Annotated in this window: 13 protein-coding genes; 6 read left to right on the forward strand and 7 right to left on the reverse strand. The window is 66.0% G+C overall.

What is annotated here, in order from left to right; genetic code table 11:
• Positions 1-22: 22 nt before the first annotated feature.
• Positions 23-529: a peptide deformylase gene (gene def, locus ACSMEV_RS03930; RefSeq protein WP_296267128.1), complete on the reverse strand. Its 507-nt coding sequence runs from the start codon at positions 527-529 to the stop codon at positions 23-25.
• A gap of 208 nt (positions 530-737) precedes the next feature.
• On the opposite strand from def, the gene dprA reads away from it, so the two are divergent.
• Positions 738-1,853 (forward strand): DNA-processing protein DprA, encoded by a 1,116-nt coding sequence (dprA, locus tag ACSMEV_RS03935; RefSeq protein WP_459207334.1) that lies wholly within the window; start codon positions 738-740, stop codon positions 1,851-1,853.
• A gap of 38 nt (positions 1,854-1,891) precedes the next feature.
• Complete coding sequence (locus tag ACSMEV_RS03940; RefSeq protein ID WP_296267132.1) at positions 1,892-2,449, forward strand: L-threonylcarbamoyladenylate synthase; 558 nt, start codon at positions 1,892-1,894, stop codon at positions 2,447-2,449.
• 334 nt (positions 2,450-2,783) lie between these two features.
• Here the strand turns inward: ACSMEV_RS03940 and ACSMEV_RS03945 are convergent, their stop codons facing one another.
• A complete protein-coding gene (locus tag ACSMEV_RS03945; protein ID WP_459207335.1) occupies positions 2,784-3,761 on the reverse strand; it encodes an NADPH:quinone reductase in 978 nt (325 codons plus the stop codon).
• A gap of 131 nt (positions 3,762-3,892) precedes the next feature.
• Here ACSMEV_RS03945 and hemF point away from each other — a divergent pair, with 131 nt between their 5' ends.
• The gene (gene hemF / locus ACSMEV_RS03950) at positions 3,893-4,816 is read left to right on the forward strand and encodes an oxygen-dependent coproporphyrinogen oxidase (RefSeq protein ID WP_459207336.1); all 924 of its coding nucleotides are present in this window, start codon (positions 3,893-3,895) and stop codon (positions 4,814-4,816) included.
• A 16-nt stretch (positions 4,817-4,832) separates the two neighbouring features.
• Entirely contained in the window at positions 4,833-5,657 is an 825-nt protein-coding gene (aroE, locus tag ACSMEV_RS03955; protein WP_459207337.1) for a shikimate dehydrogenase, read from the forward strand.
• Between the two features lie 104 nt (positions 5,658-5,761).
• Here aroE and ACSMEV_RS03960 read toward each other — a convergent pair whose 3' ends face one another.
• From ACSMEV_RS03960 to betC, 3 genes are all read right to left on the reverse strand, one after another.
• Complete coding sequence (locus tag ACSMEV_RS03960) at positions 5,762-7,327, reverse strand: SulP family inorganic anion transporter (protein WP_459207338.1); 1,566 nt, start codon at positions 7,325-7,327, stop codon at positions 5,762-5,764.
• Between the two features lie 227 nt (positions 7,328-7,554).
• Positions 7,555-8,481: a choline ABC transporter substrate-binding protein gene (gene choX, locus ACSMEV_RS03965; protein ID WP_459207339.1), complete on the reverse strand. Its 927-nt coding sequence runs from the start codon at positions 8,479-8,481 to the stop codon at positions 7,555-7,557.
• A 14-nt stretch (positions 8,482-8,495) separates the two neighbouring features.
• Entirely contained in the window at positions 8,496-10,013 is a 1,518-nt protein-coding gene (betC, locus tag ACSMEV_RS03970) for a choline-sulfatase (protein WP_459207340.1), read from the reverse strand.
• A gap of 109 nt (positions 10,014-10,122) precedes the next feature.
• On the opposite strand from betC, the gene ACSMEV_RS03975 reads away from it, so the two are divergent.
• Both ACSMEV_RS03975 and ACSMEV_RS03980 read left to right on the forward strand, forming a co-directional pair.
• Entirely contained in the window at positions 10,123-11,025 is a 903-nt protein-coding gene (locus tag ACSMEV_RS03975; protein WP_459208288.1) for a choline sulfate utilization transcriptional regulator, read from the forward strand.
• A gap of 34 nt (positions 11,026-11,059) precedes the next feature.
• The gene (locus ACSMEV_RS03980; RefSeq protein WP_459207341.1) at positions 11,060-11,392 is read left to right on the forward strand and encodes a DOPA 4,5-dioxygenase family protein; all 333 of its coding nucleotides are present in this window, start codon (positions 11,060-11,062) and stop codon (positions 11,390-11,392) included.
• A gap of 58 nt (positions 11,393-11,450) precedes the next feature.
• On the opposite strand, the gene trpA is transcribed toward ACSMEV_RS03980, so the two are convergent.
• Positions 11,451-12,257, reverse strand: a complete 807-nt coding sequence (trpA, locus tag ACSMEV_RS03985; protein WP_459207342.1) for a tryptophan synthase subunit alpha — start codon at positions 12,255-12,257, stop codon at positions 11,451-11,453.
• Positions 12,254-13,471 carry a tryptophan synthase subunit beta gene (gene trpB, locus ACSMEV_RS03990; protein WP_459207343.1) on the reverse strand — a complete coding sequence of 406 codons (1,218 nt, stop codon included), beginning with the start codon at positions 13,469-13,471 and terminating at the stop codon, positions 12,254-12,256. The genes trpA and trpB overlap by 4 nt, the downstream gene beginning before the upstream one ends.
• Positions 13,472-13,555 lie beyond the last annotated feature (84 nt).

Genomic DNA, 13,555 nt, shown 5'->3' on the forward strand with positions numbered 1-13,555 from the left:
AAGCCTTCTGGAAGGTAGGGGCTCAAGCCTGCTGGCGGTGCTGCTTTTCCAGCTTCTTCTTGATCCGGTCGCGCTTGAGTTGCGACAGGTAGTCGACGAACAGCTTGCCGTTGAGGTGATCCAGCTCGTGCTGGATGCACACCGCCAGCAGGCCTTCGGCTTCGAGCTCGTAGGGCTGGAAGTCGCGGCCCAGCGCTTTGATGCGCACGCGCAGCGGGCGGTCGACGTTCTCGTAGAAGCCGGGCACCGACAGGCAGCCTTCCTGGTACTGGCCCATGTCGTGGGTCAGTTCTTCGACTTCGGGGTTGATGAAGACCCGCGGTTCGCTGCGGTCTTCGCTCAGGTCCATCACCACCAGGCGCAGGTGCACGTTGACTTGGGTGGCGGCGAGACCGATGCCCGGCGCTTCGTACATGGTTTCAAACATGTCATCGATCAGCTGGCGCAGGTCGTCGTCGAACGCGGTCACCGGTTTGGCGAGGGTGCGCAGGCGCGGGTCCGGAAATTCGAGGATGTTCAAAATGGCCATAGGGTCAGGCAGTCACTGTACGTTTGGTTGAAAACTGAGCACACATAATAAAGGGAATCGTGGCGTTCGGCACCTGGCAAAGGTCGGCTAGGGTGTCACAGGTCGTTTTAGCACCTGTCCGATCGACAGGTTTTCAGACCATTATCAACAGAGTTATCCACAGGTTGTGCCTTCTGGTTCGACCTCTCTGGATCAAGGATGATCGCCCATGCCACCTGCATTTCACCCGACTTGCCCACCGGCCGAGCTGGAGGCGCGACTGCGCCTGCACGGCCTGCCCGAGATCGGCCCGCGCCGCTTCCAGGCGCTGATCGCTGCCTTCGGCGATGCCGGCTCGGCCCTCTCGGCACCCGCTTCGGCCTGGCGTTCGCTGGGCATTCCCGTCACCAGCAGCGAGGCGCGGCGCAGCCCTGAATTGCGTGCGGCCAGCAGTGCCGCCATGGCCTGGCTAGAGCGTCCGGCCCAGCATTTATTGATGTGGGACGACATTCGCTACCCGGCGTTGCTGCGCGAGATAGACGATGCGCCGCCGCTGATTTTCGTCGCAGGCGAGCCAGCGCTGCTGGAAACCCCACAGCTCGCCGTGGTCGGCAGCCGCCGCGCCACGCCACCGGCGCGAGATACGGCTGCCGCCTTTTCGCGCTGCCTGGCCAAGGCCGGATTCACCATCACCAGCGGCTTGGCGCTGGGTATCGACGGCGCCGCGCATCAGGCGGCGATGGACGTCGGCGGACGCACATTGGCGGTGCTCGGCAGCGGTCTGCAAAAACTTTATCCACAGCGCCACCGTGAGCTTGCGCGCCGCATATCCGAAAGCGGTTCGGCCCTGCTGTCGGACTACCCGCTCGACGCCGGTCCCATGCCCGCCAACTTCCCCCGGCGCAACCGCCTCATCAGCGGGCTCTCGCTCGGCGTGCTGGTGGTCGAGGCGGGGCTGGCCAGCGGTTCGTTGATCACCGCGCGGCTCGCCGCCGAGCAGGGCCGCGAGGTGTATGCCATTCCCGGCTCTATCCATCATCCAGGCTCCAAGGGTTGTCACCAGTTGATCCGCGACGGCGCGCTGCTGGTGGAGAACGTCGAGCAGATCCTCGACAGCCTGCGCGGCTGGCAGAACCTGCCGCCAGCGCCCGTACCCACGGCCTCACCCGCGAAATTCGAGGCCCATCCCCTGCTGGCGCTGCTGCGTGCCGCACCGCATACCAGCGAGGCGTTGGCCGCGCGCTGCGGCCAGCCGCTGAGCCAAGTGCTGGCCAACCTCAGCGAACTCGAAATCGACGGCAAAGTCAGCTGTGAAGCCGGTCGTTGGTTTGCTCGCTCCGGCTAAGTAAACTGCGCCTCGGCCTTGAATTCGGAGAGACAGCAATGGTGAGCAGTTGGCGTGTGCAACAAGCCGCGCGTGAGATTCGGGCGGGCGCGGTGATCGCCTATCCGACCGAAGCGGTCTGGGGCCTGGGCTGCGACCCTTGGGACGAAGAGGCGGTGTATCGCCTGTTGGCGCTCAAGTCACGGCCTGTGCACAAGGGCCTGATCCTGGTGGCCGACAACATTCGCCAGTTCGACTTCCTCTTCGAAGACTTCCCCGAAGACTGGATCGAGCGCATGGCCGCCACCTGGCCAGGGCCCAACACTTGGCTGGTGCCACACCAGGATCTGCTGCCCGAATGGGTGACCGGCGAGCACGACAGCGTGGCCCTGCGCGTCAGCGATCACCCGGTGGTGCGTGAATTGTGCGCATTGGTGGGGCCGTTGATTTCCACGTCTGCCAATCCTGGCGGGCGCCCGGCGGCGAAGACCCGGCTGCGGGTCGAGCAGTATTTCCACGGGCAGCTCGACCATGTGCTGGGTGGGGCATTGGGCGGGCGCAAGAATCCGAGCGTGATTCGCAACCTGATCACCGGCGAAACCGTACGGCCGGGCTGAAGGTGTGGGGGGACCGGTTCGGCGCTCCTATCGGCCGCAATGAGCGGCACGCTGCCCCACCGAGCAATTCGCTGTGCCCGACGGAGCGCAGCTGTAGTTACCAGGGCGGCTGATCCGGACCTGTGGGAGCGGCTTGAGCCGCGATGGGCGGCAAAGCCGCCCCGACGAGCACTTCGCCTGATGGGGCGCGATTGCGGCCGTTTGGGGCGGCGGTGCCGCCCATCGCGACTGAAGTCGCTCCCACAGTAGCCGCTTCCACAGTCGTGACCCCTCAGCCACTGCTCCCAAAGTGGCTGCGCGCATATCGCGATGGGCGGCGAGGCCGCCGCGCACCTCAAGGCAGCAGAATCGTGGAACCCACCGTACGCCGTGCCGACAGCTCGGTCTGCGCCTTGGCCGCTTCGCGCAGCGGGTACTGCTGCTGGATGTCCACGCTGAGCTTGCCGTTCTCGATCATGGCGAACAGGTCGTCGGCCATCGCCTGGGTGTTTTCCGCCGTGTTGGCGTAGGTCGCCAAGGTCGGCCGGGTCACGTACAGCGAGCCCTTCTGGGACAGGATGCCTAAATTCACGCCGCTGACCGCCCCCGACGCATTGCCGAAGCTGACCATCAAGCCGCGCGGTTGCAGGCAGTCGAGCGAGGTCAGCCAGGTGTCGGCGCCGACGCCGTCGTATACCACCGGCACCTTCTGCCCGTCGGTCAGTTCCAGCACGCGCTGGGCCACGTCTTCGCGGCTGTAGTCGATGGTCGCCCAAGCGCCCAGGGCTTTGGCCCGTTCGGCTTTCTCGGCGCTGCCGACGGTGCCGATGACCTTGGCCCCCAGCGCTGCCGCCCATTGGCAGGCCAGCGAGCCGACGCCTCCGGCGGCGGCGTGGAACAGAATGGTCTCACCCGGTTTCACGGCGTAGGTCTGCTTGAGCAGGTATTGCACCGTCAAGCCCTTGAGCATGATGGCCGCCGCCTGCTCGAAGCCGATGCCGTCCGGCAGGTGCACCAGGTTGGCTTCGGGCAGGGTATGCAGTTCGCTGTAGGCGCCCAAGGGCCCGGTGGCATAGGCCACGCGGTCACCGACCTTGAAACGGGTGACGCCCTCGCCGACGGCATCGACCACCCCGGCACCCTCGGTGCCCAGCCCGGACGGCAGGGACGGCGGCGCGTACAGCCCGCCGCGGAAATAGGTGTCGATGAAATTCAGACCGATGGCCTGGTTGCGCACACGCACCTGCTGCGCGGCCGGTGGTGCCGGGTCGAACTCGACCCATTGCAGGACTTCGGGGCCGCCATGCTGGCTGAACTGGATTCGCTGGGCCATCGTGCACTCCTGGATAGAGGGGGAAACGAGCCCTCTATCGGACGCCTTTGCTTGATGCCCGTCAACTGCGACGCGTCTTGGCCGGGTGGTATGCTACCCGGCGAAATTTTCTGCCCCTGCCAGGTGATCCGATGTCCAGCCGTACCGAGGCCGTGAAGGCCTACCTGCTCGATCTGCAAGACCGCATCTGCGCCGCCCTCGAGCACGAGGACGGCAAGGCCCGCTTCGTCGAAGACGCCTGGGTGCGCGAAGCGGGCGGCGGCGGCCGGACCCGCGTCATCGGCGAAGGCCAGTTGATCGAAAAAGGCGGGGTGAACTTCTCCCACGTGTTCGGCAACGGCCTGCCCCCTTCGGCCAGCGCCCACCGCCCGGAACTGGCCGGGCGCGGTTTCGAGGCGCTGGGCGTGTCCCTGGTGATCCACCCGTACAACCCGCACGTGCCCACGTCCCACGCCAACGTGCGTTTCTTCATCGCCGAGAAAGAGGGCGAGGAAGCGGTCTGGTGGTTCGGCGGCGGCTTCGACCTGACCCCGTACTATGGCCACGAAGAAGACTGCGTCCACTGGCACCGCGTCGCCGAACAGGCCTGCGCGCCCTTCGGCGCCGACGTCTACCCGCGCTACAAGGCCTGGTGCGACCGCTATTTCCACCTCAAGCACCGCGGCGAGCCGCGCGGCATCGGCGGGTTGTTCTTCGACGACCTGAACGAATGGGGCTTCGACACCTGTTTCGCTTTCATCCGCGCCATCGGCGATGCCTACGTCGAGGCCTACCTGCCGATCGTGCAGCGCCGCAAGCACCTGCCCTATACGCCCGAGCAACGCGAATTCCAGGAATACCGCCGCGGCCGTTACGTGGAATTCAACCTGGTCTACGACCGCGGCACGCTGTTCGGCCTGCAATCGGGTGGCCGCACCGAGTCGATCCTCATGTCGCTGCCGCCGCAGGTGCGCTGGGGCTACGACTGGAAACCTGTACCGGGCAGCGAAGAGGCCCGGCTGACCGACTACTTCCTGCAAGACCGCGACTGGCTCGGTGAGGCCACCTGTGGATAACCAAGGAACCCTGCCCATGGATCAATACGTCGTCTTCGGCAACCCGATCGGCCACAGCAAATCGCCGCTGATCCAGCGCCTGTTCGCCGCGCAGACCGGCGAGGCCCTCGAATACAGCACGCTACTGGCGCCGCTCGACGAGTTCACCGACTGCGCCCTGGGCTTCTTCAAGCTCGGCAGCGGCGCCAACGTCACCGTGCCGTTCAAGGAAGAAGCCTACCGCCTGTGCGACAGCTTGAGCGCCCGCGCCCAGCGCGCCGGTGCGGTGAACACCCTGAGCAAGCGCGAAGACGGCGGCCTGCATGGCGACAACACCGACGGCGCCGGGCTGGTCCGCGACCTGACCGGCAACGCCGGGCTCGACCTGACCGGCAAGCGCATCCTCATCCTCGGTGCGGGCGGCGCGGTACGTGGCGTGCTGGAGCCGATCCTGGCGCTGCGCCCGCAATCGCTGGTGATCGCCAACCGCACGGTGGAAAAGGCCGAGCAACTGGCCCAGGCCTTCGCCGACCTCGGTCCGGTGGTGGCCAGCGGCTTCGCCTGGTTGCAGGAGCCGGTGGACCTGATCGTCAACGCCACCTCGGCGAGCCTGGCCGGCGAACTGCCGCCGCTGGCCGACAGCCTGGTCGAGCCGGGGCGCACGGTGTGCTACGACATGATGTACGGCAAGGAACCGACGCCCTTCTGCCAATGGGCCGAGCGCCTGGGCGCGGCGAAGACCCTCGACGGTCTGGGCATGCTGGTGGAGCAAGCGGCCGAAGCTTTCTACCTGTGGCGCGGCGTGCGTCCGCAGACCGCGCCGGTGCTGGACGAGCTGCGTCGGCAACTGGCGCGTGGCTGAGCCCTGCCATGGCCTGATGCCGGTCAGTTGAACCGAAATAGTATCGGTTGGGGCCGCAACGCGGCCCCAACTATTTAACCGACAGGCATTGATCCTAGCCCCGTTCAGCCCTCGAACCGGATCGGACAACCCGCAGCCCCTTCGAGCTTCTGCAACTCCTCGACCACCTGCGCCGGCGCACGGCGCAGCGTCAGGCTGCCCCCGGCGCGCTGCAAGCGGCGCGCCTCGCGGTGCAGCATGTCGACCCCCGAGTAGTCGATGAAATTGATCTGCTGCGCCTCGATCACCACGTGCGGCCCCTGGCAGCGTTGCAGCTGCACTTGCAGGTAATGCGCCGCACCGAAGAAGATCGACCCGCCTACGCGCAACACGTCCACCTCACCGTCGCGGCGCTGCTGCAAGCGGGGCCGCGAGGTGCGCTTGAGGTAGAAGAACAGCGAAGCCAGTACCCCGGCGTAGATTGCAGTCTGTAGCTCCAGCAGCAAGGTCGCCGCAGCGGTCAGGGCCATCACCAGAAACTCCGAACGGCTGACCCGGAACAGCGCGCGCACTGCATGAAGATCGAGCAAGCCCCAGCAGATCACCAGAATGCTGCCGGCCATCGCCGGAATCGGCAGGTGCGCGATCAGCCCGGCACCCACCAGCGCGAACAGCCCCACCCACAAGGCGGAAAACACCCCAGCCATGGGCGAGCGCGCGCCGGCGTCCAGATTCAGGCCCGAACGGGTGAAGGAGCCGGCCGACAGGTAGCCGGAGAACCACGCACCGACCATGTTGGAAAGCCCTTGCCCACGGATCTCCCGGTCGGCGTCGACCAATTGCTCGGAGCGCGCCGACAGCGACCGGGCGATGGACAGGCTGGTGACCAAGCCGAGCATGCCGACCGCCACCGCGCTGGGCAGCAGGCGCAGGATCAGTTCGACGTCGAGCAACGGCAACGGGCTCAAGGGCGGCAACTGACCGCTGAACGCCGGCACCCGTGGTACCTGGCCGAACCAGTCCGGCAGCAGCCAGGCCACCAGGCTGACCGTGACCAGGCTGATCAACAGGCCCGGCCAGCGCGGGCGCAGCAGCTTGAAGGCCAGGCCCAGCAAGAGCGTCGCCAGCCCTAGCGCCAACGAGGGCCCATCCACCTCCCCGGCATGGCTGAGCAAGGCCTGCAACGATCTCAGTGCCGTGCTCTCGCTCGGCAGGTCCAGGCCCAGCAGGCTGGGCAACTGACCCAAGGCGATCACCACTGCCGCGCCCAAGGTGAAGCCCAGCACCACCGACTGCGAGACGAAATTGACCACCGTGCCGAAACGCAACAGGCCCAGCAGCCACTGGAACGCCCCCGCCAGGAAGGTCAGCAACAGCACCAGGGTGACGTAGTCGGCGCTGCCGCTCACCGCCAGCGGGCCGATGCTGGCGTACAGCACGATGGAAATCGCCGCAGTGGGGCCGCAGATCAGGTGCCAGGACGAACCCCACAGGCAGGCCACGATCACCGGCACGATGGCCGCATACAGGCCATATTCGGCCGGCAGCCCGGCGATCAGCGCATAGGCGACCGATTGCGGCAGCGCCAGAATGGCGCCGCTCAGGCCCACCAGCAGGTCCTGGGCCAGGCTGCGGCGGTTCTGGCGCGGCAACCAGGCGAGAAACGGCAGCAGTCGGGTCAGGCGGGGCATGGCGCAGCGATCCGTTGGGCAGGGGTAGGCAGAGGGTGAACGGCGCACGCCATCCGGGCAAGCCGGATGTGTGCAGCGGCTAGGCTTTGTACGAAAAGTGCCTGCGCAACGATCAGGCTGTGTTGAAAGCAGGCTCGGAATGCTCATTTACACCCGTAAACTCCGCTTCCTTGCCTGCTTTCGCCTTGCCTGATCGCTGCTCGGCGACTTTTCGTACAAACCCTAGGTTACAGGGCCGACTTCACCGCGCTCAGCCCTTCCCCGCCCGCTTTGCGGGTCACACCCGCCAGCCAGGCATCGAGCACGTCGGGATGCGCCTTGATCCAGTTTTTCGCCGCCACGTCGAAGCTGACTTTCTTCTCCACCGCCTCGGCCATGATCGCGTTCTCCATGTCGAGGGTGAAGCTGAGGTTACTCAGTAGCTTGGCGGGATTGGGGCACTGCTCGGCATAACCGTTGCGCACCAGGGTATGCACCTGGCCCTTGCCGCCGAACCATTTTTCGCCGCCGGTGAGGTAGCGCATCTTCAGCTGCACGTTCATCGGGTGCGGCGTCCAGCCGAGGAAGGCGATGAACTTCTTGCCCTTCACGGCGCGGTCGACCTGGGTCAGCATCGCCTGCTCGCTCGACTCCACCAGCTTCCACTTGCCCAATGCGAAATCGTCGTTGTCGATGATTTCCTTGAGCGAAAGGTTGGCCGGGGAGCCGGCGCTGATGCCGTAGAGCTTCTGGCCGAATTGGCCGGCGTGCTTGTGCAGGTCGGCGAAATCCTTCACACCGGCCTCCCACACGTACTCCGGCACGGCCAGGGTGAACTCGGTGCCGTCGAGGTTGCGCGAGAGCTGCTGCACCTGGTGGCTTGCGACGAACTTGTCGTAGAAGCCCTGCTGCGCAGGCATCCAGTTGCCGAGGAAAGCATCGACTTTGCCGTCCTTGAGCCCGCCGTAGATGATCGGCACGGCCAGGCTGTCGATCTTGACCTGGTAGCCGAGGTTTTCCAGCAGCAGGCGGGCGATGGCGTTGGTCGAGGCGATGTCGCTCCAGCCAGGGTCGGCGAGTTTGACCGTGGCGCATTGCGCGGCTTCGTCGGCCTGGGCGGCGGTGGCACCCAGGCCCAGGGCCAGGGTCAGCAAAAGGGTGGAACCTGCGTTCATGGGAGTCTCTCTGTTCAATCCAGGGGGGCGGGCTGTGGATAACGTGCCTTGCGCTCGAGGTCGTCGAGATCGATGTGATTACGCATGTACTGCTGGCTGGCGTCGACCATGGGCTGATGGTCCCAACTGGTCAGCGTGCCGAGGGCCAGCGCCTCGCCCACCAGGCGCCGACGGCGTTGGCTGGCCAGCACCTGCTGGCGCAGGGCGGGCACGTTCCAACGCTGTCTGGCCTCGTCGACGAAGGCGTGCAGCAGCACCTGGTGATCGGGGCTGTCGGACAGATTCTCCCGCTCGTGCGGGTCGCGTTTCAGGTCGAAGAGTAGACAAGGGTCGTCTTCGCTGTAGACGAACTTGTAGTCGCCACGGCGAATCATCAGCAACGGGCCGACCGTACCTTCGGCCATGTACTCGCCGATCACCTCGTCGTGCCCGCCCTGTCCTTGCAGATGGCCGAGCAACGAACGACCGTCCAGGGGCAGGTTCGCCTCCACGCTACCGCCGGCCAACTCCACCAGCGTGGGCAGCAGATCGCAGGTCGAGACCGAGGCGGCGACCCGGGCGGCGGCGAAGCGCTCGGGCGCGTGCACCAGCAGCGGTACGCGGGCGGACATCTCGAACCAGTGCATCTTGTACCAAAGCCCGCGCTCGCCGAGCATGTCGCCGTGGTCGCCCGAGAACACGACGATCGTGTCCTCGGCCAGGCCGCATTCTTCCAGGGTGTGCAGCAACTTGCCGATGTTGTCGTCGATGTAGCTGCAGGCGCCGAAGTAGGCGCGCCGCGCGTCGCGGATCTTGTCTTCGGGCAGGGGCTTGTCCCACAGGTCGTAGACCTTGAGCAGGCGCTGGGAATGCGGGTCTTGCCGGTCTTGGGCCAGGGTCTCGCGGGGCATGGGGATGTCCACGTCCTGGTAGAGGTCCCAGTAGTGGCGCGGGATGGTGTACGGGTCGTGTGGGTGGGTCATCGACACGGTAAGGCAGAAGGGCCGACCGCTGTCTTCGCGCACATGGTCGTAGAGGTACTGGCGCGCCTTGAACACCACTTCCTCGTCGAAATCCAGTTGGTTGGTGCGCACGCAAGGGCCGGCTTGCAGTACCGAAGCCATGTTGTGGTACCAGCTGGGGCGCACGTCGGGCGCGTCCCAGTTCACTGCCCAACCATAGTCGGCCGGGTAGATGTCGCTGGTCAGGCGCTGTTCATAACCGTGCAGCTGGTCGGGCCCGCAGAAGTGCATCTTGCCCGACAGGGCCGTGTGGTAGCCCAGACGGCGCAGGTAGTGGGCGTAGGTAGGCACGTCGGCCGGAAAATCGGCGGCGTTGTCGTAGGCGCCGATGCGGCTGGGCAACTGGCCGCTGACCAGGGTGAAGCGCGATGGGGCGCACAGTGGGCTGTTGCAGTAGGCCGAATCGAATACCACGGCCCGTTCGGCCAGCGTGGCCAGGTGCGGCATCTTGATCGGCGAGGCGCCGTAGATCGGTAGCAACGGCGCCGCCATCTGATCGGCCATGATGAACAGGATATTGGGTCGCTTCACGGCTGCTTTCCATCGTCAGGGGTTATGGAGAATGCTTGCCGACGAGGATGGAGCTGTGGATAACTGCGGTAAAGCCCAGTGCGGGCAATGACTGGGATTAGCCATGCTTATGTTCGAACACCTTGCCGGGCTGTCGTTGGATACCTTGCGGGTGTTCGAAGCCGCCGCTCGTCTGCGCAGCTTCACCGCTGCCGCCGTGGCGCTGGGGACCACGCAGCCTGCCGTCAGCCAGCAGATCAAGCGTCTGGAAGCACAGCTCGAAACGCGGCTGTTCGACCGTATCTACCGCGGCATCGAGCTGACCGAAGCGGGAGAGGCCTTGTTCGAGCAGATCCACCTGGGCTTGCAGGCCATGGACGAAGGTGTGGCCAAGGCGCAGGGCCGTGGGCAGCGCGAAGTGTTGCAGGTGGCGACCGACTTCGCCTTCGCCGCCTTTTGGTTGATGCCACGGCTGGCGCGCTTCCACGCCGCTTATCCACAAGTGGACGTCAGCCTGGTGACCGGCGAGCGCACTCAGGCCATGTTGCGGCCCGACATCGACGTAGCGGTGCTGTTCGGCGACGGGCGGCCGCATCAGGGGGAAAGCCGCTGGCTGTTCGACGAAGAGGTGTACCCCGTGTGCAGCCCACGCCTGAGCAATGGCGAGCCGATGTCGGCCGCCGCCTTGCAGCGCTTGCCGCTGCTGCACCTGCGCGGTGAGCAGGCCAGCCGCTGGTTCGACTGGGCTGGGTTGTTCCGCGGTTACGGCGTCACCACGCCGCCGCCACCGGGGCAGCTGCGCTTCGACAACTACACCCTGCTGATCCAGGCGGCCATCGCCGGCCAGGGTGTGGCCATCGGCTGGCGCCACCTGGTGGACGGGCTGGTCGAGCAAGGTTTGCTGTGCAGGCCGTTGCACGGCAGCTTGCGCTCGGCGCGCGGCTATTACGCGCTGCTGCCACCGCGCAAGCGTCGCGGGGCGCTGATCGAACGCTTCGTCGATTGGCTGGAGCAGGAGCGCGCGCTTCAGTGATACTGGCGTTCGGCTACGGACTTGAGGAACGACCGTGCAAAGAATCCAGGGCTACCACGCCCACGTGTATTACGACGCCTCGACCTTCGAGCAGGCGCGCGCATTGTGCGAAGAGGGCCTCCGCCTGTTCGCGGTGAGCATGGGGCACATGCACCGGCGGCCTGTGGGACCGCACCCGGACTGGAGCTGCCAGTTGTCGTTCGCTCCGGAGCTGATCGGCGTGGTGCTGCCGTGGCTGGCGCTCAACCGCGGCGGGCTGGTGGTGTTTCTACACCCGCTGACCGGCGACGACCTGGCCGACCACCGCGACCATGCCATCTGGATGGGCGCGGTCAGGCCGTTGAATCTGGCGCTGTTCACGCGCTGAAATGACACGGGGCAGGCAACCTGAAACGTTGCCTGCCCCGTACGAAGACGCGAACGGCCTAGCGTGCGTTGCGCACACCCTTGGCCAAGGCCGAGCACAGGCTCAACACATCGTCCACCGCCTGGTCGGCGTCGCTGGCCTGGGCGATCTTGTCGACCAGGGCCGAACCCACCACCACGCCATCGGCCAGCCGGGCGATGGCCGCGGCCTGCTCGGGCGTGCGGATGCCGAAGCCCACGCTGATCGGCAGGTCGGTGTGCCGGCGCAGGCGGGCGATGGCGCTTTCCACGTGCTCGCTGGTGGCCGAACCGGCGCCGGTCACACCCGCCACCGACACGTAGTAGACGAAGCCCGAACTACGCTCCAGTACGCGCGGCAGACGCGCATCGTCGGTGGTCGGCGTGGTCAGGCGGATGAAGTCGATGCCGGCGGCTTGGGCGGGGGTCGCCAGTTCGCCGTCGTGCTCGGGCGGCAGGTCGACGATGATCAGGCCATCCACCCCGGCGTCCTTGGCGTCGGCGACGAAGCGCTCCACACCGAAGCGATGGATCGGGTTGTAGTAGCCCATCAGCACGATCGGCGTGGTCTGGTTGCCGACACGGAATTCGCGAACCATCTGCAGGGTTTTCGTCAGGTTCTGCCCGGCTTCCAAGGCGCGCAGGGTCGCCAGCTGAATCGCCACGCCATCGGCCATCGGATCGGTGAAGGGCATGCCCAGCTCGATCACGTCGGCACCGGCCTCGGGCAGGCCCTTGAGGATGGCGAGGGAGGCGTCGTAGCCGGGATCGCCCGCGGTGACGAAGGTGACCAGTGCCGCGCGGCCTTCGGCCTTGAGCTCGGCGAAGCGGTGTTCGAGACGGCTCATGCCTGTTTCTCCTGGGCGGCCATGTGGTTCATCACGGTTTGCATGTCTTTGTCGCCGCGCCCGGACAGGCATACCACCATCAGATGGTCCTTGGGCAGGGTCGGTGCGCGGCGCATGGCTTCGGCCAGCGCGTGGGCGGTTTCCAGCGCCGGAATGATGCCTTCCAGGCGGCAGCTGGCGTGGAAGGCGTCGAGCGCTTCGTCGTCGGTGATGCTGACGTATTCGACGCGCTTCACTTCGTGCAGGAACGCGTGCTCGGGGCCGATGCCGGGGTAGTCCAGGCCTGCGGAAATCGAGTGGGCATCGGTGATCTGGCCGTCGTCGTCCTGCAACAGATAGGTGCGGTTGCCGTGCAGCACGCCCGGCACGCCGCCGTTGAGGCTGGCGGCGTGCTTGTCGGTGCTCACGCCGTGGCCGCCGGCTTCGACGCCGATGATTTCCACGCTGGCATCGTCGAGAAACTCATGGAACAGGCCCATGGCGTTGGAGCCACCGCCCACGCAAGCGACCAGGCTGTCGGGCAGGCGGCCTTCCTTTTCCTGCATCTGGACACGGGTTTCCTTGCCGATGATGGCCTGGAAATCGCGGACCATGGCCGGATACGGGTGCGGGCCGGCCACGGTGCCGATCAGGTAGAAGGTGTTGTCGACGTTGGTGACCCAGTCGCGCAGCGCCTCGTTCATGGCGTCCTTGAGGGTGCCGGTGCCGGAGGTGACGGGCACGATTTCGGCGCCCAGCAGCTTCATGCGGAACACGTTGGCCTGCTGGCGCTCGATGTCGGTGGCACCCATGTAGATCACGCACGGGATGCCGAAGCGTGCGGCGACGGTGGCGGTAGCCACCCCGTGCATGCCAGCGCCGGTTTCGGCGATCAGGCGTTTCTTGCCCATGCGCCGTGCCAGCAGCACCTGGCCGATGCAGTTGTTCACCTTGTGCGCGCCGGTGTGGTTGAGTTCTTCGCGCTTGAAGAAGATCTTCGCGCCACCGCAGTGCTCGGTCAGGCGTTCGGCGAAGTACAGCGGGTTTGGACGGCCGATGTAGTCGCGCTGGAAGTAGGCCAGTTCTTCGAGGAAGGCCGGGTCGGTCTTGGCCGCTTCGTATTCGCGGGCGAGGTCGAGCACCAGTGGCATCAGGGTTTCAGCTACGTAGCGGCCACCGAACGAGCCGAACAGGCCGTCGGCGTCGGGGCCGGCGCGGTATTGAGTCTGGGTCATGGGTGCTCCGGGGCGTGATGACATGAGTGATGGCCTCTACTGTAACCACGCACGCCCCGAGTGAAAACCGATAAGATTGCAGCA

Source organism: Pseudomonas sp. MLB6B (assembly GCF_054508135.1).